The following is a 22,085-nucleotide window of genomic DNA, read 5'->3' on the forward strand; positions in this document are numbered from 1 at the left end:
CCTACCCGTCAAGGGCGCCGCACCCGTCGAGGGCTCCGCCGCCGGGGCCTCAGCGGAGGTCGGCGACCAGGCGGAACCGCTCCAGCACGACCGGCGTGCTGTCGTCCACCGTGAAGCCCGGGTCGCAGAGCGCCGCGCGCAGCTCCGCGCTCTGCCAGAACCGCTCGTGCCCGGCCCGCCACTCGGCGACCGTCGCGTAGCCCTCGCCCTCGTCCAGCGCGTGCCGCAGGTCCACCTCGCCGAGCGGGACGACCCGGACGTCCGTGGTCTCGGTCACCGCGACGATCAGCCCGGCCGAGTCCACCACCGCCCCGCGGGTACCGCTCACCGGCAGCGGCGCGCCCTCGGTCTCGTACTCGACGAGCAGGCCGGTGGTGCTGGTCTTGGCCCCGGACAGCACGGCGCCGACCAGCTGGTCCCGGAGCGGACCGGGGAAGGCGAACTGCTCGACGCGCAGCGCGGTGACCCGGGGGTCGTCCGGACCGGTGTAGCCGTCGTCGGTCGGCTCGGGCACGGGAGCTCCTTGGCTGTGGGGGCGGGGTCGTGCGCAGGCTATCCGGCCGCCCGGCCCGCCCGCGCGCGGTTTTCCGCCGCCCACCGCCGCCCGTCGCCGCGCCCCACTCGCCCCCACGCCCACGTCCGATTTCCGCCAGTCGGAGCCCGCCGGGTGCCGCAGACTGGACAGCGTGATCGACGACGACATCCGGTACCGGGCCGTGGACAGCCGGGACGCCCGCTTCGACGGCGTCTTCTTCACGGCCGTCACCTCGACCGGCATCTACTGCCGGCCGAGCTGCCCGGCCGTGACCCCCAAGCGCGTCAACTGCACCTTCTACCCCAGCGCCGCCGCCGCGCAGAGCGCCGGCTTCCGCGCCTGCCGCCGCTGCCGCCCCGACTCCGTCCCCGGCTCGCCCGAGTGGAACCACCGCGCCGACCTGGTCGGCCGGGCGATGCGCCTGATCGGTGACGGCGTCGTGGACCGCGAGGGCGTCGCCGGCCTGGCCCAGCACCTCGGCTACAGCTCCCGCCAGCTCCAGCGCCAGCTCACCGCCGAACTCGGCGCCGGCCCGATCGCGCTGGCCCGCGCCCGCCGCGCCCAGACCGCCCGGCTGCTGCTCCAGACCACCGAGCTGCCGGTCACCGAGATCGCCTTCGCGTCCGGCTTCGCCTCCGTCCGGCAGTTCAACGAGACCGTCCGCGAGGTCTACGACCGCACCCCGAGCGGACTGCGCGCCGAGGTCGCGGCCGGACGCCGCACCGCCACCCCGGCCGGCGGCCTCGCCCTGCGGCTCGCCTACCGGGGCCCGCTCGACAGCGACCACCTGATCGACTTCCTCGCCCTGCGTGCCGTCCCCGGCGTGGAGGAGGTGGTGCCCGGCGCCGTCCCCGGCGTGCGCACCTACCGCCGCACCCTGGCCCTCCCGTACGGCCACGGCATCGCCGAGGTCGACGGCCTCGCCCCCGACCGGCCCCGCACCCGCGGCTGGCTGGACTGCCGGCTGCTCCTCACCGACCTGCGCGACCTGCCGACCGCCGTCCAGCGCCTGCGGATCCTGTTCGACCTGGACGCCGACCCGCTCGCGGTCGACGACCAGCTCGGCGCCGACCCGCTGCTCGGCCCGCTGGTCCGCGCCCGCCCCGGGCTGCGTTCGCCGGGCCACGTCGACCCGCACGAACTCGCCGTCCGCGCCGTCCTCGGCCAGCAGGTCACCGTCGGCGCCGCCCGCACCCTGGCCGGCCGGCTCGCCGCGAAGTACGGCACCGAGCTGCCCGAACCCAGCGGCGGACTGCGGCTGCTCTTCCCGACCGCGGCCGCCCTCGCGGCCGCGGACCCGGAGGACTTCGCGATGCCGGCCGCCCGCCGCCGCGCCCTCATCGGCCTCTGCGCCGCGCTCGCCGAGGGCGCCGTCCGGCTCGACGGCGGCGTCGACCGGGAGGAGGCGGCCGCGCAGCTGCTCGCCCTGCCCGGCATCGGCCCGTGGACCGTCGGCTACCTGCGGATGCGCGCCCTCGCCGACCCCGACGTCTTCCTCCCGAGCGACATCGGCGTCAAGCACGGACTGCTCCGGCTCGACGCCCCCGGGGACCCGAAGTCCGCCGCCCGCGCGGCCGAGGCCTGGGCCCCCTGGCGCTCCTACGCCGTGCACCGCCTGTGGGCGGGCCCGGCCGACGACCACCGCACCGGAACCACCGGCACCACCGGAACGGAGAACACCCGAGCATGAGCGCCACCGAGAAGACCGCCACCGAGAAGACCACCACCGTCTTCACCTTCATGGAGAGCCCCTTCGGCCGGCTGCTGCTCAGCGGCGTCCTGCCCGCGGACGGCGGCCCGGCCGCGCTGGCCACCGTGACCGCCCCCGGCCAGAAGTACGCGCTCGCCGAACCCGCCGACGACTGGGTGCACGACCCGGACGCCCTCGCCGAACCGGTGGCCCAGCTCACCGCGTACTTCGCCGGCGAGCGCACCGCCTTCGACCTGCCGCTCGCCCCGGTCGGCACCGAGTTCCGCCGCCGGATCTGGGCCGCGCTCGACAAGATCCCCTACGGCGAGACGGTCACCTACGGCCGGCTCGCGGAGCTGGCCGGCGAGTCCCCGAGGGCCGTCCGCGCGGTCGGCGGCGCGGTCGGCGCCAACCCGCTCCTGATCGTCCGCCCCTGCCACCGCGTCCTCGGCGCCAACGGCACCCTCACCGGCTTCGCCGCCGGCACCGACCGCAAGCGCTGGCTCCTCGACCTCGAAAGCGGCGCCCTGTTCTGACCGCTGGAAGAGGTCACCCGCCCACCCGCCCACCCGGCTGCCCGATGCCCCGCCGCCCGGTGGGCTCGGCGAGGTCTTCGAGGACGCGGAGCCGGTGTCCGCCGCGGCGGGTGGCAGTCGGAGGGCCCTGAGCCCCTGGCCGGGCGGGGTCAGGCCGGGCGGTCAGCGAGGGTCACCCGCCAGTCGTTGCTGCGGGTGAAGCGGCCGGGCGGGAACTCGAAGTCGGTCTCGCCGAGGAGGGTGAAGCCGGCCTTGCGGCAGACCGCGTTGGAGGCGGGGTTGTCGATGGCGGGGAAGGCGTGCAGGTGGGGGAGGCGGGCGAGGCGGGCGAGGGCGGCCACGGCGGCGGTCGTCGCGGCCGCGGCGATGCCCCGGCCCTGGTAGGGCGTGAGGACGTTCCAGCCCATCTCGTAGACGGCCTCGCCCTGCCAGGTGCGTTCCGCGTAGCCGACCGACCCGACGGCCGTTCCGTCCTCCGCCAGCACGATGCGGTACATGCAGCCGATGCCGGAGGGGACGAAGTCCAGGTAGCGGCGGTGGCGGTGGAGGACCTGCTCCTCGGTCTCCGGGCCGCCGACGTGCTTGCGCATCTCCGGGGTGTTGATCAGACGCAGCAGTGCGAGATCGGCGTCGGTCCAGGGTTCGAGGCGCAGCAGTGAGGGGTCCATGTCAGGACGATAGTCGGCCGATCGACCGGCGGCCACCGGTTTGCGCGGCCCGGTCGGCCGGCTCAGTCGGCGGTCGGGTCGGCGAGGGCGCGGGCGAGGTGCTCCAGGGCGGGCAGGGCGAGCATGACGGCGTCGCGGTCGGCGGGGGAGAGGGTGTCGAGCGCGGTGGCGATCCGGCGTTCGTGGGCGCGCTGCCAGTCGTCGAGCTGGCGCCGGCCGGCCGGGGTGAGGGCGATCCGGGCGGTGCGGCGGTCGCCGGGGTCGGCCTGGCGGTCGACGAACCCGGCCTCCAGGAGCTTGCCGACCAGGCCGCTGACGGTGTTCGGGGCGAGCCGCTGCCGGGCGGCCAGTTCACCGACCCGCAGGGGCGCGGCGGCGAGCGTCTGGAGGAGTTCGACCTGCGCCATCGGCAGGGACTCCCACGGGTAGTCGGTGCGGATGCTGCTGCGCAGGGCGCGGCGGAGCCGGGTCACCGCGTCGGTGAGCCGTCGGGCGCGTTCGATCGCCGTCGGCTCCGGGTCCCGCGGTCCGGCGGCGGGCTCGACGGCGGATCCGGTGACGGGCGCGGCGGCGGGGTCGGGCGTGCTGGCGGGGTCGGGAACGGGGGGCGACGACGGCATGGCGGAAAGCGTATCGCCTGGTCCGGACGGTCCTTGACGGCCCTCGGCCGGTCGCGGACGACCGATCCCCGGCCGGGGGCGACCGACCCCCGACGGGGCCGCTTCGATCGTCGGCAGATCAGATCGTAGAGGGAACATATCTGTATCCGATATATTTCGCCGTATGAACGCCGCGTCAACCCTCACCGCTCGGCTCCTCACCGAGCACCCCCGGCCGCGCGTCATAGCCGGCCGGCGGTACGCCCACTGGCTGGCCGTGGGCACCGTCTGCCTCGGGGCGTTCCTCGGCCAGCTGACCGCCAGCGTCACCGCCCTCGCCTACCCGGCGCTCCAGCGCCACTTCCACACCGGTTTCGCCGCCGTCGAATGGGTCGCCCTCGCCTACCTGCTGGTGCTGGTCGCGCTGCTCGCGCCGGTCGGACGCCTCTCCGACCTGGTCGGCCGCAAGACGATGTACCTCGGCGGCTTCGCCGTCTTCGCCCTCGCCTCGCTCGGCGCCGGATTCGCCGGCAACCTCGCCACCCTGGTCGCCTGCCGCGCCGTCCAGGCGGTCGGCGGCGCGATGATGCAGGCCAACAGCGTCGCCTTGGTCGCGCGCGGCGTGCCCGAGCACGCGATGCGCCGGGCGCTCGGCGTCCAGGCCGCCGCCCAGGGCCTCGGCCTCGCGCTCGGCCCCAGCCTCGGCGGGCTGCTGGTGGAGCACGCCTCCTGGCGCTGGGTGTTCTGGATCAACGTGCCGATCGGGCTGGTCGGCATCCTGGCGGGCTGGTTCCTGCTGCCCCGCACGCAATCCGGCACCCAGCGGGTGCCCGGGCCGCGGCGTTCCGACGACGGGCGGCAGGCCGGCCGCTTCGACCTGGGCGGACTGCTGCTGCTCACCGGCTCGACCACCGCCCTGCTGCTCGCCCTCTCCGCCGCCTCCGGTCTGCCGCTGCCCGGCCCGGCGGTCGCCGGCCTGCTGCTCGCCGCCGTCCTGTGCGCGCTCGGCCTGGTCCGCCAGGAACGCCGCGCCACCCGGCCGATCCTCGCCCCCGGCCTGGTCAACACCCCCGGCGTCCGCCCGGGCCTGGCCGTCTCGCTGATCGGCTACCTGCTGCTGTTCTGCCCACTGGTGCTCGGCCCGGTGCTGCTCGCCGAGGCGGGCCTGTCGACCGCCCGGGCCGGCCTGCTGATCACCCTGCTCCCGGCCGCGTTCGCGGTGGCCGCGACGGTCGGCGGCGCGCTGCTGCCGCGCGGCTGGACGGACGTCACCCGCTGCCGTCTCGGCGCGGCCCTGGCCGGGACCGGACTGCTCTGCTGCGCGCTGCTCCCGGCCGCCGGGGCGACGGTCCCGCTGCTGGTCGCGGTCCCGCTGCTGCTGGCCGGCGGCGGGCTCGGCCTGCTGCTGCCGGCCAACAACGCGCTGGTGATGCGGGCGATCCCGGCCGAGTGCTCGGCGGTCGGCGGCGGCATGGTGAACATGGCCCGCAGCCTCGGGACGGCGCTCGGCACCGCGCTGCCGGTGCTCGGCGTCCACCTGGCCGGCCCGGCGCAGGGCGGCCGGTCGGTGCTGCTCGCGCTCGCCGTCGTCGCGGCCGTGGGTGCGGTGCTCACCCGGTCGGTCCGGCGCCGCTGAGGACGGCCGGGAGGTCGGGGACGGAAACGGCCGGGCGGCGGACGAGTACTCCCGTCCGCCGCCCGGCCGTGTCGTGCCTGGTGCATGGTGCCTGGTGCCTGGTGCGTGCTGCGTCCCGCAGGTCAGGAGGCGGGCACCCCGGGGGCCGCGCCGCGCTCCTTGAGCATGTCGGTGATCAGCTCGATCTCCGAGGACTGCCCGATCACCATCGTCTGCGCGAGCCGCTTCTCCGACTCGTTGCGCGCCATGTCGACGTAGCCCTGGGCCATGTCGACGCCGCCCTTGTGGTGCTCCAGCATCAGCTGCAGGAAGAACACCTCGGCCTCCCGCCCGTCCAGCGTGCGGAGCTTGGCGAGCTGGGCGTTGGTGGCCATGCCGGGCATCAGCGAACCGTCGTGCGCCTGGTAGTCGGCGCCATGGCCGTGGCCGCCCATCGACATCGACATCCAGGCCATCGGCTTGGCCGTGGAGTGCTGCGGCAGCCCCCACTGGTCGAGCCAGCCCATCATCATGCCGCGCTGGTTGGCCTGGGTGTTGATGATGTCGAAGGCCAGCGTGCGGGTCGGCTGGTCGGTCGTCCGGTCGCGGACGATGAACGACAGGTCGACCGCCTGCTGGTGGTGGGTCGCCATGTCGCGGGCGAACCCGGCCTCGGGGGAGTCGTTCGCCGGCACGGTGAGGGCGGAGGAGCCGGAGGCCGGCGACCCGCCGGCCACCAGGGCCGGCACGCCGAGCGCGAGCGCGACCGCGGCGGCCAGCGCGGCCGGCCACCAGAGCCGCCGGTTGGACGTCGCCGGGGCGGCGGAGGCGACGGGCTCCGTCGCGTCCTCCGCGCCGCCTTCCGTCCCCGGCGCCGTGCCCTCGGCGGCGGTCACATCGCCCCCATCGAGCAGGAGGCGCCGGGCTCCTGGGTCTGCTTGCCCTGGACGTACTTGGTGAAGAACTGGTTCACCCGGGGGTCGTCGGCCTTCTCCACGACGAGCTGGGTCGACCAGGCGCTCAGGGTGATGGTGCCCTTCTCGTCCGGGTACGGGCTCATCAGCGAGTACGGGGTGGCCTTCACCTTGTCCGAGAGGGCCTTGATGTCCTCCGGCGTGGCCTTGCCGTTGTAGGTCACCCAGACCGCGCCGTGCTCCAGCGAGTGGACGGCGCGCTCGTTCTCGACCGGCTGGTCGTAGACGCGGCCCATGCAGTCCAGCCACATCGCGTTGTGGTCGCCGCCGACCGGCGGGGTCTGCGGGTAGGTGACCTTCTCCTTGACGTGGGTGCGGCCCAGGTCGCCGAAGGTCTGCACGCCGTCGATCGGGGCGCTGGCGGCGGCCTCCTTGGCCTTCTTGTCCTTGTTGGCGTCGACCACGATCCAGGTGCCGGTGGCTATCGCGGCGATCACCAGCACGCCGGCGACCGACCCGGCGATGATCTTGTTGCGGCGGTCACGGCGCTGCTCGGCGGCGCGCAGCTCGGCGATCCGGGCGCGGCGGTCGAGGCCGGCCTGCTTGCCGCTCGGCTTGTTGGCCTGCGCCTTGGTCGACGGCTTGGAGGCGGAACCCATGTGGTGTCCTTGTCCCCACCGCGCATCGGGCGCGGCGGTCTGAAGAGGTGGCGGGAGGGGGCGGATCCGTCGGCCCGTCCGCCCGGACCGCCGATCGGCGGGCAGGGTGGGGGCAGGGCCGGCGGCGGGTTCCGCTCAGGACCGGTGTACTTGGAGTTCGTGCAGGTCGGGCGCGGGGTGCGGACCGACCAGCAGCCCGGCGGGCGCCACCCGGGGCAGCGCCTCGGGCAGCTCCGTCCGGGGCGCCGCGGCGGGTTGCGGCTGCGGCGGCGGGTTGGGGAGCTGGGCGTCCTGGGCGCAGTACGGGTGGCTGGAGCAGCCGTTGTTGTGGTGCGGCGGGTCGCCGTCCACCGAGCACCAGGTCCAGTGCCGGTGGCTCTCCGCGCGGACGCGCTCGGCGAAGGTCTGCGGAGTGCCGGACGGGCCGGTGCTCGCCGCGCTGCGGTGCTGGTGCCCCTCGGCCGGACCGGAGGCCGTCGGCGTGCCGGCGGCTCCGAGCAGGAGCGTCAGGGGATCGGCGATCGGACCCACCGCGGGCCAGTCCGGGACGGCCGCCGGCGGGCCCGGACGCTCGGCCGTGGCCGCCTTGGCGTGGCCCGCGCACGGCAGCGCGGTCAGCAGTGCGACCAGCAGCAGGACCCACAACGTGCCCACCGGGCGGACCGCGAGTGCGGCCCTCCCCGGTCGGGGTGTGCTGGGGGCCGACGCGGTCATGCGGACATTTAATCAGCCGAACGAGTGAAGCGATCCCCCTCCTGGGCCCTCATTTTCGGCGGCCGAGAGGCTGGAATGCACCGGAAACGCCCTGGTCGGGGCGGTTCGGGTGACGGTGGGAGAAAGGGAAGCGAAACGGGCGGCGACGCGGGTGATCGGTATCGGCCGATGTGTGCGCGGTTGTCGCCGAAACCCGGACAGCGTCGTTGCACGTGGAGAACAATGACGTCGAGCCCGGCCCGCCGGGGGCGGCGCGAGGACTGAGCGACCAGGAGCCGCCAGATGACCAAGCAGGGTGCACCCGCGCAGCAGCACCGACCGGACGACGGCTGGTGGGACACGGTCTACGCGGGCCCGGCCGGCACCCTCCCCGACACCCCGGACGCGGCGCCGGGGGAGGGCAGCGTCGACGACTGGTTCGAGACGGCGGCCGGGCTGATCGGACCGCAGCGGAGCGAGGCCGCGGTGGAGGCGGATCCGGGGCCCGAGCCTGAGCCCGCTCCTGAGCCCGAGCCCGCTCCTGAGCCCGAGCCCGAGCCGGTGGTCTCCGTGACCGATGAGGGGGTGCTGGAGCGGGACAGCATCGACGACTGGTTCGACACGGCGGTCGGTGTGATCACCCCGCAGCGCCCGGCCGCCGACGAGACGCACCGCTTCCCCGCGCCCTTCTGGGCGGCCGAGGCGGCGACGGAGGCGGAACCGGCGGCGGAACCGGTGGCGCCGCGGGTGCCCGAGCCCCGTCCCAAGCCCGTCGCGGAACCTGCGGTGGAGCCGGAGCCGGAGCTGGAGCCGGAGTCCGAGCCGGAGCCGGTCGTCGCCGAAGAGCCCGAGCCCGAACCCGAGCCCGAGCCCGCGCCCGCCGTCGTGGCGCCGCCCGTGCCGCGGCCGGCCGTCCGGGCCGGGCGGGCCGAGACCGCGCCCGCCGTGCCGCACATCGGCGAACGCCCGCCCACCTACGGCCCCGAACCGACCGCCGTGCCCGAGGCCGACCCCGGCGCGCTGGGCGGCGTCGTCGCCGACACCGTGCTGGAGGGCGCCCAGTACGCCGCCACCACCCTGCGCGCGGTCTCCGTCCGCGGCGACTCCGCCCGCTACCGGGGCGAGAGCCGGCGGGACTCGCTGCTGGTGACCCGGTTCGGCGAGGGGCCGGACGGACTGCTGCTCGCCGCGCTCGGCGCCTTCGACCGGTCCGGGCCGACCGCCGAGGAGGTCGCCACGGCGGCCGGGGAGGCCTGCCGCCAGCTCGCGGGCGCGATCGGCCGCAGCCGCGAGGGCCTGGCCGCCGACCTGCGCGACGGGGCCCGCGACCGGCTCCGCTACGGCCTCCAGCGGCTCGCCCTCAGCGCCGTCGCCCCGCTCCGCGCACTGGCGCCGGACGACGCGCCGGACGACGCGGCGGGCGGCGTGACGGACGGCGAGGCCGAGTCGTCCCCGGCCTCGCTGCACTGCCTGCTGGTGTCGCTCGACCCGGCGGCCGGCTACCGGGCGGCGTTCGGGGTCGGCCCGGGCGGGCTGTACCTGCTGCGCTCGGGCCACTGGATCGACGCGTACGCGGCCCGGCTGCTGCACCACCCGGACGGCCAGCCGCCGGCGCCGGAGGGACCGCTGCCGGGCCCGCGCCCGTTCCGCTTCCGGATGGTCCCGGCGACCCCAGGCGACATCCTGCTGCTCTGCACCCCGGGCCTGGCCCGGCCGATCGCCGACGAACCGGCGGTCGCCCACTTCCTGGCCTCCCACTGGGCCCACCCCCACCCCCCGGGCACCGTCGACTTCCTCCGCCAGGTCCAGGTCCGCGCCAAGGGCTACGCCGACGACCGCACCGCCGCCGCGGTCTGGACGGAGTAGCCGCCTCGTCACCCGCGAACCGCCCCCGAACCGCCCGCCCCCGAACCGCCCGCCCGCATCCGGCCCGCGCGCGGTGGCCGGGGGCCTTCGGCGGTGTAGCCGGTGAGCCGCTCGGCCTGCACCTGCCCCAGGATCGTCGCCGACGGCCCGGCCCCGCGACGGGTGCCCGCACCGACCGGTCGGCCGAGCTTCGGCCCGCATCCGGCCGGGGGGCGCAGCCCTGCGTGCCCGCCTACGCGCCCGGGGGGCCGAGGAGGGCGGTGCAGGCGGTGGTGGCCAGATGGTGGGCGTGGAGGCGGTCGGCGCCGGGGAGGCCGAGGGCGAGGGGGACGGCGAGGCCGTCGAGCAGGGCGCGGATCTGGACGGCGCGCTCGGTGGCGTCCCCGGGGGCGAAGCGGGCGGCGGCGGTGCCCTCCTCGATCAGGGCGACCAGGTCGGCCTGCCAGGGGGCCTCGATCTCCAGCTGTCCCCGGCGCAGCTCCTCGCTGGCGGGAGAGCGGCCCCACACCTCGACCCAGAGGATCCAGCGCGGGTCGCCCGGGCCCTCCGGCAGGTACAGCGCGGCGTACTCGGCCAGCCGCTGCCGGACGTCGCGGCCGCCGTCGGTGAGCATCTCGCGGCGGCGGGCGCCGAGCTGGTCCTCGCTCCAGCGGAGGGTCTCCAGCAGCAGCTGGTCCTTGCTGCCGAAGTAGTAGAGCAGGTGCCCGGCGCTCATCTGGAGCTGCTTGCCCAGGCCGGCCATGGTGAGTTTGGCGAGCCCGTGCTCGGCGATCGCGGCCCGCGCGGTGGCGAAGACCTCCTCGCGGGGGCGCGCGGGTCGGCGCGGGCGGGGGTCCGCCATCTGCTCTGCTCCTCGGTCTCGGCCGGACGGCCCTGGGCACGGTCACGATACCGGCCGTGTCCGGTGGGCCACGGAGTGGGAAGTCGGCCGGTTCGACCGCCCACTCCTCCGGGTACGTACCGATCAGGAGTTCCCCGACCCGAGGGGGTGGCCATGGCCACCTTGATCGCCCTGTTCGCCGGCCTCGCCGCCTTGGTGGCCGGGCTGGCGGTGTACCTGCACCGCCGCCACCGCCGCCCGACCGAGAACATCGACGGTGTGCTCGCCGAGCAGGAGCGGCTGGCCCAGCTACGGGCCCTCCGCTCCTCCTACAGCTCGATCGCGATGCACAGCACCCACGGCCTCACCACCGACGACCTGGGGAGGTATCACAGGTAACGCGGGCGGCGTCAGGCCTGCGGCTGCTGCTGGGTGATGCAGTGGATGCCGCCGCCGTTGGCGAAGATCTCGCGGGCGTCGACGAGTTCGACCGTGCGGCCGGGGTAGGCCTCGGCGAGGATGTCGGCGGCCTCCTGGTCGCGCGGGTCGTCGAAGGCGCACAGCACGACGGCGCCGTTGGCCACGTAGTGGTTGATGTAGGAGTAGTCGACGGGCTCGCCCTCCTCGTCCAGCAGGACGGTGGGGGCGGGCAGTTCGATGACCTCCAGCTGTCGGCCCTGCGCGTCGGTGGACGCCCGCAGGATGGCCACCAGCTCCTGGCAGACCGCGTGGTCGGGGTGGGCCGGGTCGGGCTGGACGTGGGCGACGACGACGCCGGGGCGGACGAAGGAGGCGACGATGTCGATGTGGCCGCGGGTGCCGAACTCGTCGTAGTCGCGGGTGAGTCCGCGCGGCAGCCAGATCGCCTTGGTGGTGCCGAGGTGGGCGTGCAGCTCGGCCTCGACCTGCTCCTTGGTCCAGTCGGCGTTGCGGCCCTCGCCGAGCTGGACGGTGTCGGTGACGAGCACGGTGCCCTCGCCGTCGACGTGGATGCCGCCGCCCTCGTTGATCAGCCGGGAGGCGAAGCGCTGAACGTCCGTCAGTTCGCTGATGTGCTCGGCGATGTGCTGGTCCTTGTCCCAGCGGGCCCAGGACTGCGCGCCCCAGCCGTTGAAGATCCAGTCGGCGGCGGCCAGGCCGCCCTTGCCGTCGATCAGGAAGGTCGGGCCGATGTCGCGCATCCAGGCGTCGTTCAGCGGGCGCTCGACCAGCTCGACCTGCTCGGCGACGTACTTGCGGGCCTCCGCGCCCTCACCCAGGTTGACGATCATGGTGACCGGCTCGTACCGGACGATGGTGTTCGCGACGTTCGCCCAGGCCTCGCGCGCCGCGTGCAGGTGCTCGGGGGTGTCGAAGGTCGGGTTGTCGGTCGGGAAGGCCATCCAGGTGCGGTCGTGCGGGTGCCACTCGGCGGGCATCCGGTAGCCGAGCGAGGAGGGGGTGGCGGTCATCGTGGCGTCCTTCGGGGGAATTCGGGTGGGGGTGGGGGCGGAAACGTGGGTCAGAGGAAGTAGAGGCGGCTGAGCGAGACGCTGTCGGCGGGCTCGGAGCGCAGCGGGTCGCCGTCGAGCGAGACCAGGCCGGTCTCGGTGACGTCGACGCGGCCGATCCGCGCGTTGCGTACCATGTCGCGCGGGCCGATGCCGCGGGTGCCGCGCACGCCGACGCGCCGGCGCCGGGTGGGCAGGCCGTCGGCGGGCCGGTCGAGGTAGGCGCCGTCGGCGGCGGCCTGGGCGACGAAGGCCACCGAGAGGTCGGCGGCGGTGGCACCGTGGGCGCCGAACTGCGGGCCCAGCACGAGCGGTTCGCAGCGGTCGGTGGAGGCGTTGGGGTCGCCGACCACGCCGTAGGCGGGGAAGCCGGCCTTGAGGACCAGCTGCGGCTTGGCGCCGAAGTGGTCGGGGCGCCAGAGCACGATGTCGGCGAGCTTGCCGACCTCGATCGAGCCGACCTCGTGGGCGAGGCCGTGGGCGATGGCGGGGTTGATGGTGAGCTTGGCGATGTAGCGCAGCACCCGCGCGTTGTCGTCGCCGCCCTCGGTGGTGCCGACTGTGCCCGATCCCTCTGGACCCTCCAGCGGGCCGAGTTCGGCCTTCATCTTGCCGGCCATGGCGAAGGTGCGGCGGACGGTCTCGCCGGCCCGGCCCATCCCCTGGGCGTCGGAGGAGGTGATGCCGATGACCCCGAGGTCGTGCAGCACGTCCTCGGCGCCCATCGTGCCGACCCGGATCCGGTCGCGGGCCATCGCGGCGTCGCCGGGCAGGTCGACCTTGAGGTCGTGCGCGGAGACGATCATGCCGAAGTGCTCGCCGAGGGCGTCGCGGCCGAACGGCAGGGTGGGGTTGGTGGAGGAGCCGATGACGTTGGGGACGCCGGCCATCTTGAGCACGTTGGGGACGTGGCCGCCGCCGCAGCCCTCGATGTGGAAGGCGTGGATGGTCCGGCCGTCCAGGACGCGCAGGGTGTCCTCGACCGAGAGGCACTCGTTCAGGCCGTCGGTGTGCAGGGCGACCTGGACGTCGTACTCCTCGGCGACCCGCAGCGCGGTGTCCAGGGCGCGGGTGTGGGCGCCCATGTCCTCGTGCACCTTGAAGCCGGACGCGCCGCCCTCGGCGAGCGCCTCGATCAGCGGGGCCTCGTCGGAGGAGGAGCCGCGGCCGAGGAAGCCGATGTTGACCGGCCAGGCGTCGAAGGCGTTGAAGGCGTGCCGCAGGGCCCAGGGGGAGTTGACCCCGACGCCCCAGACCGGGCCGAACTCCTGGCCGATGATCGTGGTGACGCCGGAGGCCAGCGAGGCCTCCATGATCCGCGGCGAGAGCAGGTGGACGTGGGTGTCGATGGCGCCGGCGGTGGCGATCATGCCCTCGCCGGAGACGATCGTGGTGCCGGTGCCGACCACCACGTCGACGCCGTCCAGGGTGTCGGGGTTGCCGGCCCGGCCGATCGAGGCGATCCGGCCGCCGATGAGGCCGATCGAGGTCTTCCGGACGCCCTGCACCGCGTCGATCACCAGGACGTTGCTGATCACGACGTCGCAGGTGTCGCGGACGGCGGCGGGCTTGAGGTGCAGGCCGTCGCGGGCGGTCTTGCCGAAGCCGGCCAGGAACTCGTCACCGGGCGCCTGGGAGTCGGACTCGACCCGGACGATCAGGCCGGAGTCGCCGAGCCGGATCCGGTCCCCGGCGCGCGGGCCGTGCACCGAGATGTAGTCGTGCGGCGTGATCGCGCTCATGACTCGACCTCCGCGTCGTCGAGGGTGGTCAGGTACCCGGTGGCGCGGGCCTTGGCCAGTGCGGCCTCCTTGGCGCCGGGGGCGTCCAGCGGGCCGTCGACCAGGCCGGCGAAGCCGATCGCGACGCGTTCGCCGCCGATCGGGACCAGGCCGACCTCGACGGTGGCGCCCGGGTCGAAGCGGACCGAGGAGCCGGCCGGGACCGCGAGGTGGGTGCCGTAGGCGGCGGCGCGGTCGAAGGCCAGCCGCGGGTTGGCCTCGAAGAAGTGGAAGTGCGAGGTGACCGAGATCGGCACCCCGGAGGTGTTGTGGACGAGTAGGACGACCGTCTCCTCGACCGGGTCGTAGCCGGCGCCGGAGCCGATCAGCGCGCCGCCGGGGGCCTCGTCGCCGAGCGAGCCGGCGCCCTTGAAGGGATCGTTGACCACGGCGAGGCGGGTGCCGTCGTCGAAGACCGCCTCGACCTGGACCACGGTGACCACGTCCGGCACGCCGGGCAGCACGTCGGCGGCGGTGAGTACGGAGCGGCCGGCCTCGATGGCCTCGGCCAGGCGCCGGCCGTCGCGGGCGGCCTCGCAGACGGTGTCGGCGATCAGCGCGGTCGCCTCGGGGATGTTGAGCCGCACGCCCCGGGCGCGGCGGGCGCGGGCCAGCTCGGCTGCCGTGAAGATCAGCAGCCGGTCCCGCTCGGTGGGGGTCAGTCGCACGGTTCCTCGCTCGCGGTCGCCGGGAGGGGTGGGGATCTTAGAACGGCGTTCAAACTTATCGGGCCATTGAACCCGGAGCCGCTCGCCCTGTCCAGCGTTGCCGCTCCCGCGCCGTTCGGCTCGCCGGGGGCGTCCGGATGCTCGCCGGTGGGCCGGGAGTGGGGGGCGAGTGGGCCGCCGGATGATCGCCGGTGGGCCGCCGGTGCTCGAAAAGCGCCCCTGTGCTTCGCAAACCTGTCCGGCGCGGGCAGTCGGATCACGCGAACCGCCCCGTGCCCCTTTCACCCCAGGTGATCGCCCGCGCACTGTTCCAAATGCCGAAAGCTGGGCATGAGGATGGTTGGTCAGTACCAAGGGGGCCACCCGACCGGCGGGGGATCCGGACCGGGGGCCCGGAGCGAGGGCGGGGGCAGGGGTGATGGACGGTCAGTCGCGATTCCCGCGGCAGCGGACGAGTTCGGGGGGCGCCTACCGGTCCACGGCGACGGGTCAGGGCGCCGCGGCCGGTCCGACCGGCACGGGCACCACGAGTACCGCGGGCACGACCGGAGCGGCGGGTGTCACCGGCACCACGCGGCCGGGCGTCCCGGCGCCGGGGTGCGCGCTGCACCGCCGGCTCCATCTGGCGCTGGAGGCCGCCGACCTGGTCGCGGTCGGCGCGGTCCGCCACCGGCTGCGCACCGCGCTGGACCTGTGGGGCGTGCCGGAGCTGGCCGACACGGCCGAGCTGCTCTCCTCCGAGCTGGTCACCAACGCCCTGCAGCACACCGGTCAGGGCGCGATCTTCGACGCGGTGCTCAGCAGCGACCTGAGACTGCGGATCGAGGTCCAGGACGGCGCCGCCCGGCTGCCCGGCCGCCGCCGCGACCCGGACGCCGAGTACGCCACCTCGGGCCGCGGGCTGATGCTGGTCGAGGCGCTCGCCGACTCCTGGGGCGTCCAGCTGCGCGGCGACGGCAAGGTCACCTGGTTCGAGCTGACCTCGGTACCCGCCTGACCTCGTCGGCCTTCACCCGCCGACCCCGCCCGATGTTTGCCGTACGAACACTGTTCGTCACCGAACGATGCCTGGAAGTGAAGGTGGGCGGCAAGATTTCCGGCCCGTTGCCATTGCCGCTCGGCCGAACATTGGCCAGGATGGTGGGAATGTGTGTCCACGTGCGAGAAGCGGCGGGGAAACCCCACCTCGACCGGTGACCGCCCGTCGGCACCCGACCCACCGAGCACCACCCAATCACACCGCCACGCGGCCCGTCCGGACGGTCGGCGCGGTCCGCCACGGCAGCGGCAGGAGCAGCATGCCCACAGAGCCAGAGTCACCGGGGCCGGCCCTCCCGTCCGGTCCGTCCACGACCGGCTCCGGGCGGGCCCGACCCCCCGCCCAGGCGGTCCGACGGCACGCGCTGCGCACCGCCCCCGGCCTCGCCGCCGGCCGGCTGGCGCCGATGCTCTCCGGCGGCCTGCCGCTCTCCCCGGGCGACTCCACGCCGGACTGGCTGGAGCCGGCGATGGCCGCCAACGGCATCGGCTCCTTCGACTGGGACATCCGCCGCGACGTCCTGGAGGGCGACCAGCGGGCCTGCACGATCGTCGGCCTCGACACCGCCGAGAAGGGCCGCTTCGACCGCACCTCCGCCTCCTTCCTGGCCCTGCTCCACCCCGAGGACGCCCCCGTGGTGCGCCGCCGGGTCGAGCGCGCCGTCGCCGAGCTGGGCCAGTGCGGCGCCTACTACCGCACCGTCGGCCCGAGCGGCACCATGCGCGCCGTCCGGTTCCGCGGCCGGGTCCTCGCCGACGCCTTCGGCCGCGCCTCCCGGATGGTCGGCTTCGTCTGGGACGCCACCGTCGAGCTGCACAAGCGCGACCGCGCCGACCGGATGGCGCTGCTCCGCGAGGAGCGCTCCCGCTTCATCAAGGAGGCCGCCCGCGCGCTCTCCGAGGCGGTCACCGTCCGCGACGTGGCCCGGGTCTTCACCGAACTGCCGCTGCCCGGCCTGCCGCCGGACGGCCTGGTGCTGGCCTCCTTCGAGGCCGGCCGGGTGCAGATCCTCGGCGCCTCCGGCTACCGGGCCGAGGAGCTGGCCGGCTACGACCGCTCGGTGCTGCCGCCCACCCACCCGGCCGCCGAGGCGCTGCGCAACCGCGCCCCGGTGTTCTGCGCCAGCCGCGAGGAGTACCGCGAGCGCTACCCGGACGTCTGGGAGCAGGCCCGCCGCACCACCCGCAGCTCCTGGGCCTTCCTGCCGCTGGTCGCCAGCGGCCGGGCGATCGGCGTCTGCGTGGTCAGCTTCGACGACGACCGCCAGCTCGACGCCGACGAGCGCACCCTGCTCTCCACCCTCGGCGGCCTGGTCGCCCAGTCGCTGGCCCGGGCCCGGCTGCACGACGCCGAGCACGAGCTGGCGGCCGGCCTGCAGCGGGTCATGCTGCCGCGCACCGTGCCCTCCGTGCCCGGCGTCACCACCGCCGTCCGCTACCTGGCGGCCGGCTCCGGCCTGCAGATCGGCGGCGACTGGTACGACGTGGTGCCGCTGCCCGGCGGCCACGTCGGCCTGGTGATCGGCGACGTCCAGGGCCACGACGTGCACGCGGCCGGCATCATGGGCCAGCTGCGGATCGCGCTGCGCGCCTACGCCGCCGAGGGCCACCCGCCCGCCGCGGTGATGGCCCGGGCCTCCCGCTTCCTCGCCGACCTCGACACCGACCACTTCGCCACCTGCACCTACGCCGAGGTCAACGTCGACTACGGCGTGGTCTACGCCGTCCGGGCCGGCCACCTCGACCCGGTGGTCCGGCGCGCCGACGGCACGGCCGGCACCGTCCCGGTGGCCGGCGGGCTCCCGCTCGGCATCGCCCCGGACGAGGAGTACCGGGTCACCCGGTTCAGCCTGGACCCCGGCGAGACGGTGCTGCTCTGCACCGACGGCCTGGTCGAGGCGCGCGGCATGGACCTCGACGAGGGCATCGCCCGGCTCACCTCGGTGCTCGCCGAGCCGCTCGCCGACCCCGCCCGGACCGGCCGCGACCCGCTGGAGCACCTGGCCGACCGGATCGCCTCGCAGGCGGCCGACTCCAGCGAGCGCGAGGACGACATAGCGCTGCTGCTGCTGCGCTGGGACGGCCCCGAGGGCGGTCTGGCCGCCCAGCAGCTGCGCCGCCGGATCGGGCAGGCCGACCTGGCCCGGATCTCCGAGGTCCGCGCCGAGCTGCGCGACGCGCTGCGCCGCTGGGGCGTGGCCGAGCTGATCGACACCGCCGAGCTGCTCTCCTCCGAGCTGGTCACCAACGCGATCCGGCACACCGACCGGGACGCCATGTTCACCGCCCGGCTCTACCGCGAGCCGGCGGCGGAGGGCGGCCGGGGCCGGCTGCGGGTCGAGGTGGAGGACGAGTCGGACCTCTGGCCGACCCGCCGCACGCCCGGGGAGCAGGCCTCCTCCGGGCGCGGGCTGATGCTGGTCGAGGCGCTGGCCGACGGCTGGGGCGTGGAGCCGCGGGGTTCGGGCAAGCGGATGTGGTTCGAGCTCACCGTGACGCCCGAGCACGCCTCGGCGCCGGAGCTCACCGCGGCCTCCGAGGGCTGAGCGGGCTGAGTGGGCTGAGCGGGGGGCTCAGGGCTTCTCGGCCCTGAGCCCCCCGCAACCCCGCAACCCCGAAACGTCGAACCCGGATCTCAGCCGAACTGCTGCTCCAGGTCCTTCAGCTTGCGCTCCAGCGAGTCCAGCCGGGGCAGCGCCACGGTGTCCTCGTCCGCGGTGAGGTCGATGGTGCGCCGCTCCGGGCGGGCCGGCAGACCGGACTGCGCCACCGTGCCCTCGACGGCTTCGACGTCCTCCGCCGCCCCGGCGGCGCGGTCGCCGGCGGCCCTGCCCCGCCCGACGGCCCTGGCCCGCCCGGGCGACGGTTCGACGGCGGGCCGCTCCGCGCCGGTGCCGCCGGGCCCGCCGGAGCCGCCCGCTATGGCGGACTCCGGGCCGGGTTCCAGCTGCGGCGTGGAGCCGGACGGGCCGCCGCCGCGCGGGCGCCAGACGCTGTGGGTGCGGTTGATCGCCCGGATCTCGGCCCGCTCGCGGCGCCCGGCCAGTTTGCGCCGCTCCTTGTCCAGGATCTTCTCGCGCTTGTCCTCGCGGACCTCGTCGACCGCCTCGTCCAGGCTCCGCACCCCCTCCAGCAGCATCAGCGACCAGGCCGCGTAGGTCTCGCGCGGGGCGCGCAACCAGCGGACGATGCGGATCTGCGGCAGCGGGCGGGGGACCAGTCCTTGCTCGCGCAGGGCGGCCCGGCGGGTCTGCTTGAGCGCCCGGTCGAACAGCACGGCGGCCGAGAGCGACATGCCCGCGAAGAACTGCGGCGCGCCGGCGTGGCCGAAGCCGCGCGGGGCGTGCACCCAGTTGAACCAGGCCGAGGCGCCGGCGAAGAGCCAGACCAGCAGCCGGGAGCCGAGCGCGGCGTCGCCGTGGCTGGCCTCGCGGACGGCGAGCACGGAGCAGAACATCGCCGCCCCGTCCAGGCCGAACGGCACCAGGTACTCCCAGCCGCCGGAGAGGTTGAGGTTCTGCACCCCGAAGCCGACCAGGCCGTGGAAGGAGAGCGCGGCGGCGACGGCCGCGCAGCAGAACAGCAGGGTGTACGAGGCCCCGCCGTACAGGGACTCCTTGCGGCGGCGGCGTTCCTCGGAACGCTCCCAGGAGTCCGCGCCGCCCCGGCCGCCGGCGGACCCCCGACTCCGGGCCAGGGCCACCAGGAGCGCGCTGACCAGCAGCACCGCAACGCCGGTGACGGCCCAACCGAGCGGTATGTCGGACAATTTCATCGCCTGGACCAGCCTCGCTTTCCTGCGTCGCAATTCCTGCGCCGTGATGGCGGGGACCATCATGACGGATGCTCGGCCGGAGAATGGCTGATTCGCTGTCAATCCGCTGACGAGAGGGATTTCTGGCGGGGGATAAGTCGCATCGTCATATTAATTTGGAGGGGATATTCCCCGGAATTCCTGGGTCGGCGGCACCGGCGACGGCAATCCGGCCGTCAACCTCGTGTGACGCGCGGGCAGCCCGCGCACATCGCCTCGGCCTGGGCGGTGTAGACGAGGCAACAGCTGGCCCGGAGCCGGTCGGAGCGCGCCGGGGCGTCGGACGCGGGGGCGGTGAATCCGGCGCCCGGCGCGAAGGGCGCGCACTCCGGCGCCGGGCCGACCGCCTGCCCACCGGATGCGCCGGGTGCGAACAGTGCGGCCAGCTCGGCGCGGGCGCGCTCCTCCTCGCCGAGCAGTCCGCCGACGTACCAGAGGCCCTCGATCGCCGCGTCGGTCGCCATCGCCCAGAGCGTGCGCGGGCCGCGCCGCACCTCCGGGCGGAAGGCAGCCAGCACCGGGGTCAGGAAGTCCGCCAGCGCCGACCGCAGTTCGCCCGCCAGCGCCGCCTCGTCGGGCACCGTCCGGGCGCCGGACGACCCGGCCGCCGCCGACCGGTCCGCCGTCGCCGTCGCCGGTGCGGGCGCCGCGGGGTCGTCGGGCAGGCAGACGAAGGCGCCCGGACGGACCGTCAGTTCGCCGGTGCCGCGGCGGAGCGAGACGTCGGCGGGGGCGAGCAGCGGCACCCGGCGCTCCAGGAACCACGGCAGCGTGAACAGCAGCGAGACCGGCCAGACGAACCGGTGCAGGCCGAAGCCGGCCGCCACGTCCGGGCGCAGCGGCTGCCCGTAGCGGGCCAGGCCCTGTGCGGCGTCGTGGGCGATCAGTTCGCGCAGGGCCGTCGGGCGGGACAGCAGGTCGGTGCCCGAGATCCAGCCGAGTCCGCTGCGCGGGGGCGCGCAGTGCACCCGCAGCTCCGGGAACAGCTCGCCGAGCCGTCGGTAGGCGGCCGCCCCGGGGGCGGTTCCCGGGACGGGGGGCGTGGCGGTGTCGTCGGCCTCGGTGCCGCCCACGGCGGTGTCGGTCTGCGGCGCGGGGCCGGTCCGGGTACTGCTCACGGTCCGGGTGCTGCTCACGGTCATGGTGCGGGCCCCATCGGGTCGACCGGGACCCGTGCCGGACCGTCCGGTCCGCGCCCGGCGGGGCGGTCCGCCCGTCGGCGCGCCCCGTGCCGGTGCGCCCGTTGGCCAGGCCGCACCGCAGGTCCGGGCCCGGCCGGCCGGAGCCTGGCGGAGCCCGGGAACGGCAAGGCGAACCCGGCCGGGTCACTGCTCGACCCGGCCAGGTTAGGCTCACCTTAGCTGATCGGACCCTGAGTCTGCTTCTCGATGCGTCCGTCCGGGGGAGCGCCCGGCGCGCGCGCCCCGCCCAGCTGGCGTGCGAGCCAGACCGGCACGCCCCCGAGAGCCTGCACCAACCGGTTCGCCTCCGCCCGTAGCCGCGCCGCCTCGGGCGGTTCGGAGACCTCGGCCAGCGCAGCCAGCGCCGGAGCCACGCCCACCGTGAAGCCCAGCTGCTCGCGCAGCCGCAGCGAGGCGTCGAACCCCTCCCGGGCCCGCTCCCGGTCGCCGGCCGCGAGTGCCAACGCGGCCAGGTGCCGCCAGGTCGAGGAGCGGAGCAGCTCGTCCCCGCGCTCGCCCGCGCCGTCGTGCGCCCGGCGGTAGGCGATCCAGGCCGCCGTCGGGTCGCGCAGCAGGTTCTCCGCGACCAGGCCCCGGCGGAAGTCCAGCAGCGGCCGGCCCGGTGCGTCCGGCGGCAGCAGCGCGGAGGTGCGGCCGAGCGCGGCCTGCGCCTCGTCCAGCCGGTCGCGCGCGCCGAGCACGCTCGCCACGTACGCCAGGAAGCCCCGGGCGCAGGCCGCCGACGCGCGTTGCTCGGTGCCGGTCGCGACCGCCTCCGCCAGCCGCAGGGCCTGCTCGGCCTGACTCCAGTGCGCGGCGGTGAACAGGCACTGCTCGATCAGGAGTTCCGCCCGGATCAGTGCGGCCGCCGGATCCCGTTCGGCGGCCGGTCGTAACAGTTCGGCGGCCTCCCGCCAGCAGGCCCGGGACCGTAGCCGCCACACGGTGTCCCCGGGCTCCTGGGGCGCCGTCCGCCCCCGCGTCTCCCGGCTCTCCGGGCCCCATCCGTGCTCCGACAACGCCACCTCCTTGTGTGCGCCATCCAGCAGGACGCGGACGCCTCCCCACACGTGGCAAGACACGCCACCGGCCCGCGCTGTGGCGGCAATTCAACACGGGGGCGAGCTTGTGCACCAGATCACGAGCGGAGGTTGTTGCGCTCGGGCGGGTTTTCGTCTAAACGATCAGCGGCCGGTCAGGGGCGTGGTGGGGGTGGTCTCCGGGCGTTCGGGCGGCGGGGCCGGATGACGGGGGTGGGGGAGGGGCGGGGGTGGTTCCGGTGGGGTGTGGGCGGGGGTCGGACGGGGTTCGGACGGGGGCTCAGGACGTCCAGCCGGTCTCCATCAGCGCCTCGGCGGCGCCGTTGGCGGGCTGCGGCACACCCGCCAGATCCAGGCTGAACAGCGCCACCAGCAGCTGTTCCCCGCGCACGGTGGCCTGGTGCGAATAGCCCGCAAGAGTGAACATCGCGGCGGCCATCTCCTCGGCGTGCAGGGTCTGCAGCCAGAGGCACTCGAC

General features: G+C 75.3%; 20 protein-coding genes and 1 pseudogene. 7 read left to right on the forward strand and 14 right to left on the reverse strand.

The genetic code is table 11. The features are described from left to right. Window positions 1-49: 49 nt before the first annotated feature. Window positions 50-457 (reverse strand): ASCH domain-containing protein, encoded by a 408-nt coding sequence (locus AB0N76_RS27285; RefSeq protein WP_363561394.1) that lies wholly within the window; start codon window positions 455-457, stop codon window positions 50-52. A 229-nt stretch (window positions 458-686) separates the two neighbouring features. Between AB0N76_RS27285 and AB0N76_RS27290 the strand changes: the two genes are divergently transcribed. Further along, window positions 687-2,225 carry an AlkA N-terminal domain-containing protein gene (locus AB0N76_RS27290; protein WP_363561351.1) on the forward strand — a complete coding sequence of 513 codons (1,539 nt, stop codon included), beginning with the start codon at window positions 687-689 and terminating at the stop codon, window positions 2,223-2,225. After that, complete coding sequence (locus AB0N76_RS27295) at window positions 2,222-2,761, forward strand: methylated-DNA--[protein]-cysteine S-methyltransferase (protein ID WP_363561353.1); 540 nt, start codon at window positions 2,222-2,224, stop codon at window positions 2,759-2,761. The genes AB0N76_RS27290 and AB0N76_RS27295 overlap by 4 nt, the downstream gene beginning before the upstream one ends. A 149-nt stretch (window positions 2,762-2,910) precedes the next feature. On the opposite strand, the gene AB0N76_RS27300 is transcribed toward AB0N76_RS27295, so the two are convergent. Together AB0N76_RS27300 and AB0N76_RS27305 are read right to left on the reverse strand one after the other, a co-directional pair. After that, window positions 2,911-3,429, reverse strand: a complete 519-nt coding sequence (locus AB0N76_RS27300; protein ID WP_363561355.1) for a GNAT family N-acetyltransferase — start codon at window positions 3,427-3,429, stop codon at window positions 2,911-2,913. A gap of 62 nt (window positions 3,430-3,491) precedes the next feature. Further along, window positions 3,492-4,049 carry a MarR family transcriptional regulator gene (locus AB0N76_RS27305; RefSeq protein ID WP_363561357.1) on the reverse strand — a complete coding sequence of 186 codons (558 nt, stop codon included), beginning with the start codon at window positions 4,047-4,049 and terminating at the stop codon, window positions 3,492-3,494. 163 nt (window positions 4,050-4,212) lie between these two features. Here AB0N76_RS27305 and AB0N76_RS27310 point away from each other — a divergent pair, with 163 nt between their 5' ends. Then, on the forward strand, window positions 4,213-5,664 hold the full coding sequence (locus AB0N76_RS27310) for an MFS transporter (RefSeq protein WP_363561359.1): 1,452 nt from the start codon (window positions 4,213-4,215) through the stop codon (window positions 5,662-5,664). Between the two features lie 122 nt (window positions 5,665-5,786). On the opposite strand, the gene AB0N76_RS27315 is transcribed toward AB0N76_RS27310, so the two are convergent. The 3 genes from AB0N76_RS27315 to AB0N76_RS27325 all read right to left on the reverse strand — a co-directional run bounded on the left by AB0N76_RS27315 (window position 5,787) and on the right by AB0N76_RS27325 (window position 7,870). Continuing rightward, the gene (locus AB0N76_RS27315) at window positions 5,787-6,392 is read right to left on the reverse strand and encodes a DUF305 domain-containing protein (RefSeq protein WP_363561396.1); all 606 of its coding nucleotides are present in this window, start codon (window positions 6,390-6,392) and stop codon (window positions 5,787-5,789) included. 143 nt (window positions 6,393-6,535) lie between these two features. Continuing rightward, window positions 6,536-7,216 (reverse strand): DUF3105 domain-containing protein, encoded by a 681-nt coding sequence (locus tag AB0N76_RS27320; RefSeq protein WP_363561361.1) that lies wholly within the window; start codon window positions 7,214-7,216, stop codon window positions 6,536-6,538. 135 nt (window positions 7,217-7,351) lie between these two features. Next, window positions 7,352-7,870, reverse strand: coding sequence for a hypothetical protein (locus AB0N76_RS27325; protein WP_363561363.1), 519 nt, complete (start codon window positions 7,868-7,870; stop codon window positions 7,352-7,354). A 342-nt stretch (window positions 7,871-8,212) separates the two neighbouring features. On the opposite strand from AB0N76_RS27325, the gene AB0N76_RS27330 reads away from it, so the two are divergent. After that, window positions 8,213-9,775, forward strand: a complete 1,563-nt coding sequence (locus tag AB0N76_RS27330) for a hypothetical protein (protein WP_363561365.1) — start codon at window positions 8,213-8,215, stop codon at window positions 9,773-9,775. A 232-nt stretch (window positions 9,776-10,007) separates the two neighbouring features. Here the strand turns inward: AB0N76_RS27330 and AB0N76_RS27335 are convergent, their stop codons facing one another. Continuing rightward, window positions 10,008-10,616: a TetR family transcriptional regulator C-terminal domain-containing protein gene (locus AB0N76_RS27335; protein ID WP_363561367.1), complete on the reverse strand. Its 609-nt coding sequence runs from the start codon at window positions 10,614-10,616 to the stop codon at window positions 10,008-10,010. A gap of 153 nt (window positions 10,617-10,769) precedes the next feature. On the opposite strand from AB0N76_RS27335, the gene AB0N76_RS27340 reads away from it, so the two are divergent. Further along, window positions 10,770-10,994: a hypothetical protein gene (locus tag AB0N76_RS27340; protein WP_363561369.1), complete on the forward strand. Its 225-nt coding sequence runs from the start codon at window positions 10,770-10,772 to the stop codon at window positions 10,992-10,994. 11 nt (window positions 10,995-11,005) lie between these two features. On the opposite strand, the gene AB0N76_RS27345 is transcribed toward AB0N76_RS27340, so the two are convergent. Genes AB0N76_RS27345 through ureA form a run of 3 tightly spaced genes read right to left on the reverse strand, consistent with a single transcriptional unit; the run spans window position 11,006 to window position 14,534 of the window. Further along, window positions 11,006-12,046 carry an agmatine deiminase family protein gene (locus AB0N76_RS27345; RefSeq protein ID WP_363561371.1) on the reverse strand — a complete coding sequence of 347 codons (1,041 nt, stop codon included), beginning with the start codon at window positions 12,044-12,046 and terminating at the stop codon, window positions 11,006-11,008. A 50-nt stretch (window positions 12,047-12,096) separates the two neighbouring features. Then, on the reverse strand, window positions 12,097-13,827 hold the full coding sequence (locus AB0N76_RS27350; protein ID WP_363561373.1) for an urease subunit alpha: 1,731 nt from the start codon (window positions 13,825-13,827) through the stop codon (window positions 12,097-12,099). After that, window positions 13,824-14,534 (reverse strand): urease subunit gamma, encoded by a 711-nt coding sequence (gene ureA, locus AB0N76_RS27355; protein WP_363561375.1) that lies wholly within the window; start codon window positions 14,532-14,534, stop codon window positions 13,824-13,826. Before ureA ends, AB0N76_RS27350 begins: the two co-directional genes overlap by 4 nt. A gap of 418 nt (window positions 14,535-14,952) precedes the next feature. Here ureA and AB0N76_RS27360 point away from each other — a divergent pair, with 418 nt between their 5' ends. Both AB0N76_RS27360 and AB0N76_RS27365 read left to right on the forward strand, forming a co-directional pair. Then, window positions 14,953-15,531, forward strand: coding sequence for an ATP-binding protein (locus tag AB0N76_RS27360; protein WP_363561377.1), 579 nt, complete (start codon window positions 14,953-14,955; stop codon window positions 15,529-15,531). 301 nt (window positions 15,532-15,832) lie between these two features. Further along, a complete protein-coding gene (locus AB0N76_RS27365) occupies window positions 15,833-18,118 on the forward strand; it encodes a SpoIIE family protein phosphatase (protein ID WP_363561379.1) in 2,286 nt (761 codons plus the stop codon). 89 nt (window positions 18,119-18,207) lie between these two features. On the opposite strand, the gene AB0N76_RS27370 is transcribed toward AB0N76_RS27365, so the two are convergent. The 4 genes and pseudogenes from AB0N76_RS27370 to AB0N76_RS27385 form a co-directional block, all read right to left on the reverse strand. Beyond that, the gene (locus AB0N76_RS27370; protein WP_363561381.1) at window positions 18,208-19,347 is read right to left on the reverse strand and encodes a DUF2637 domain-containing protein; all 1,140 of its coding nucleotides are present in this window, start codon (window positions 19,345-19,347) and stop codon (window positions 18,208-18,210) included. A gap of 215 nt (window positions 19,348-19,562) precedes the next feature. After that, window positions 19,563-20,528 carry a (2Fe-2S)-binding protein gene (locus tag AB0N76_RS27375; protein ID WP_363561383.1) on the reverse strand — a complete coding sequence of 322 codons (966 nt, stop codon included), beginning with the start codon at window positions 20,526-20,528 and terminating at the stop codon, window positions 19,563-19,565. Between the two features lie 215 nt (window positions 20,529-20,743). Further along, window positions 20,744-21,511: a hypothetical protein gene (locus AB0N76_RS27380; protein WP_363561398.1), complete on the reverse strand. Its 768-nt coding sequence runs from the start codon at window positions 21,509-21,511 to the stop codon at window positions 20,744-20,746. Between the two features lie 376 nt (window positions 21,512-21,887). Then, window positions 21,888-22,085: pseudogene (locus AB0N76_RS27385) on the reverse strand (hypothetical protein); the annotation flags it as partial.

The organism is Kitasatospora sp. NPDC093806 (assembly GCF_040683335.1).
GTDB lineage: Bacteria > Actinomycetota > Actinomycetes > Streptomycetales > Streptomycetaceae > Kitasatospora.

What these genes read in the sequence shown, in the direction of transcription:
- AB0N76_RS27330 (WP_363561365.1), top strand. Translation starts at nt 8,213, where the DNA reads ATGACCAAGCAGGGTGCACCCGCGCAGCAGCACCGACCGGACGACGGC.
- AB0N76_RS27320 (WP_363561361.1), bottom strand. Translation starts at nt 7,216, where the DNA reads ATGGGTTCCGCCTCCAAGCCGTCGACCAAGGCGCAGGCCAACAAGCCG.
- AB0N76_RS27350 (WP_363561373.1), bottom strand. Translation starts at nt 13,827, where the DNA reads ATGAGCGCGATCACGCCGCACGACTACATCTCGGTGCACGGCCCGCGC.
- AB0N76_RS27300 (WP_363561355.1), bottom strand. Translation starts at nt 3,429, where the DNA reads ATGGACCCCTCACTGCTGCGCCTCGAACCCTGGACCGACGCCGATCTC.
- AB0N76_RS27310 (WP_363561359.1), top strand. Translation starts at nt 4,213, where the DNA reads ATGAACGCCGCGTCAACCCTCACCGCTCGGCTCCTCACCGAGCACCCC.
- AB0N76_RS27345 (WP_363561371.1), bottom strand. Translation starts at nt 12,046, where the DNA reads ATGACCGCCACCCCCTCCTCGCTCGGCTACCGGATGCCCGCCGAGTGG.
- AB0N76_RS27370 (WP_363561381.1), bottom strand. Translation starts at nt 19,347, where the DNA reads ATGAAATTGTCCGACATACCGCTCGGTTGGGCCGTCACCGGCGTTGCG.
- AB0N76_RS27375 (WP_363561383.1), bottom strand. Translation starts at nt 20,528, where the DNA reads ATGACCGTGAGCAGCACCCGGACCGTGAGCAGTACCCGGACCGGCCCC.
- AB0N76_RS27365 (WP_363561379.1), top strand. Translation starts at nt 15,833, where the DNA reads ATGCCCACAGAGCCAGAGTCACCGGGGCCGGCCCTCCCGTCCGGTCCG.
- AB0N76_RS27295 (WP_363561353.1), top strand. Translation starts at nt 2,222, where the DNA reads ATGAGCGCCACCGAGAAGACCGCCACCGAGAAGACCACCACCGTCTTC.
- AB0N76_RS27305 (WP_363561357.1), bottom strand. Translation starts at nt 4,049, where the DNA reads ATGCCGTCGTCGCCCCCCGTTCCCGACCCCGCCAGCACGCCCGACCCC.
- AB0N76_RS27360 (WP_363561377.1), top strand. Translation starts at nt 14,953, where the DNA reads ATGGACGGTCAGTCGCGATTCCCGCGGCAGCGGACGAGTTCGGGGGGC.
- AB0N76_RS27340 (WP_363561369.1), top strand. Translation starts at nt 10,770, where the DNA reads ATGGCCACCTTGATCGCCCTGTTCGCCGGCCTCGCCGCCTTGGTGGCC.
- AB0N76_RS27335 (WP_363561367.1), bottom strand. Translation starts at nt 10,616, where the DNA reads ATGGCGGACCCCCGCCCGCGCCGACCCGCGCGCCCCCGCGAGGAGGTC.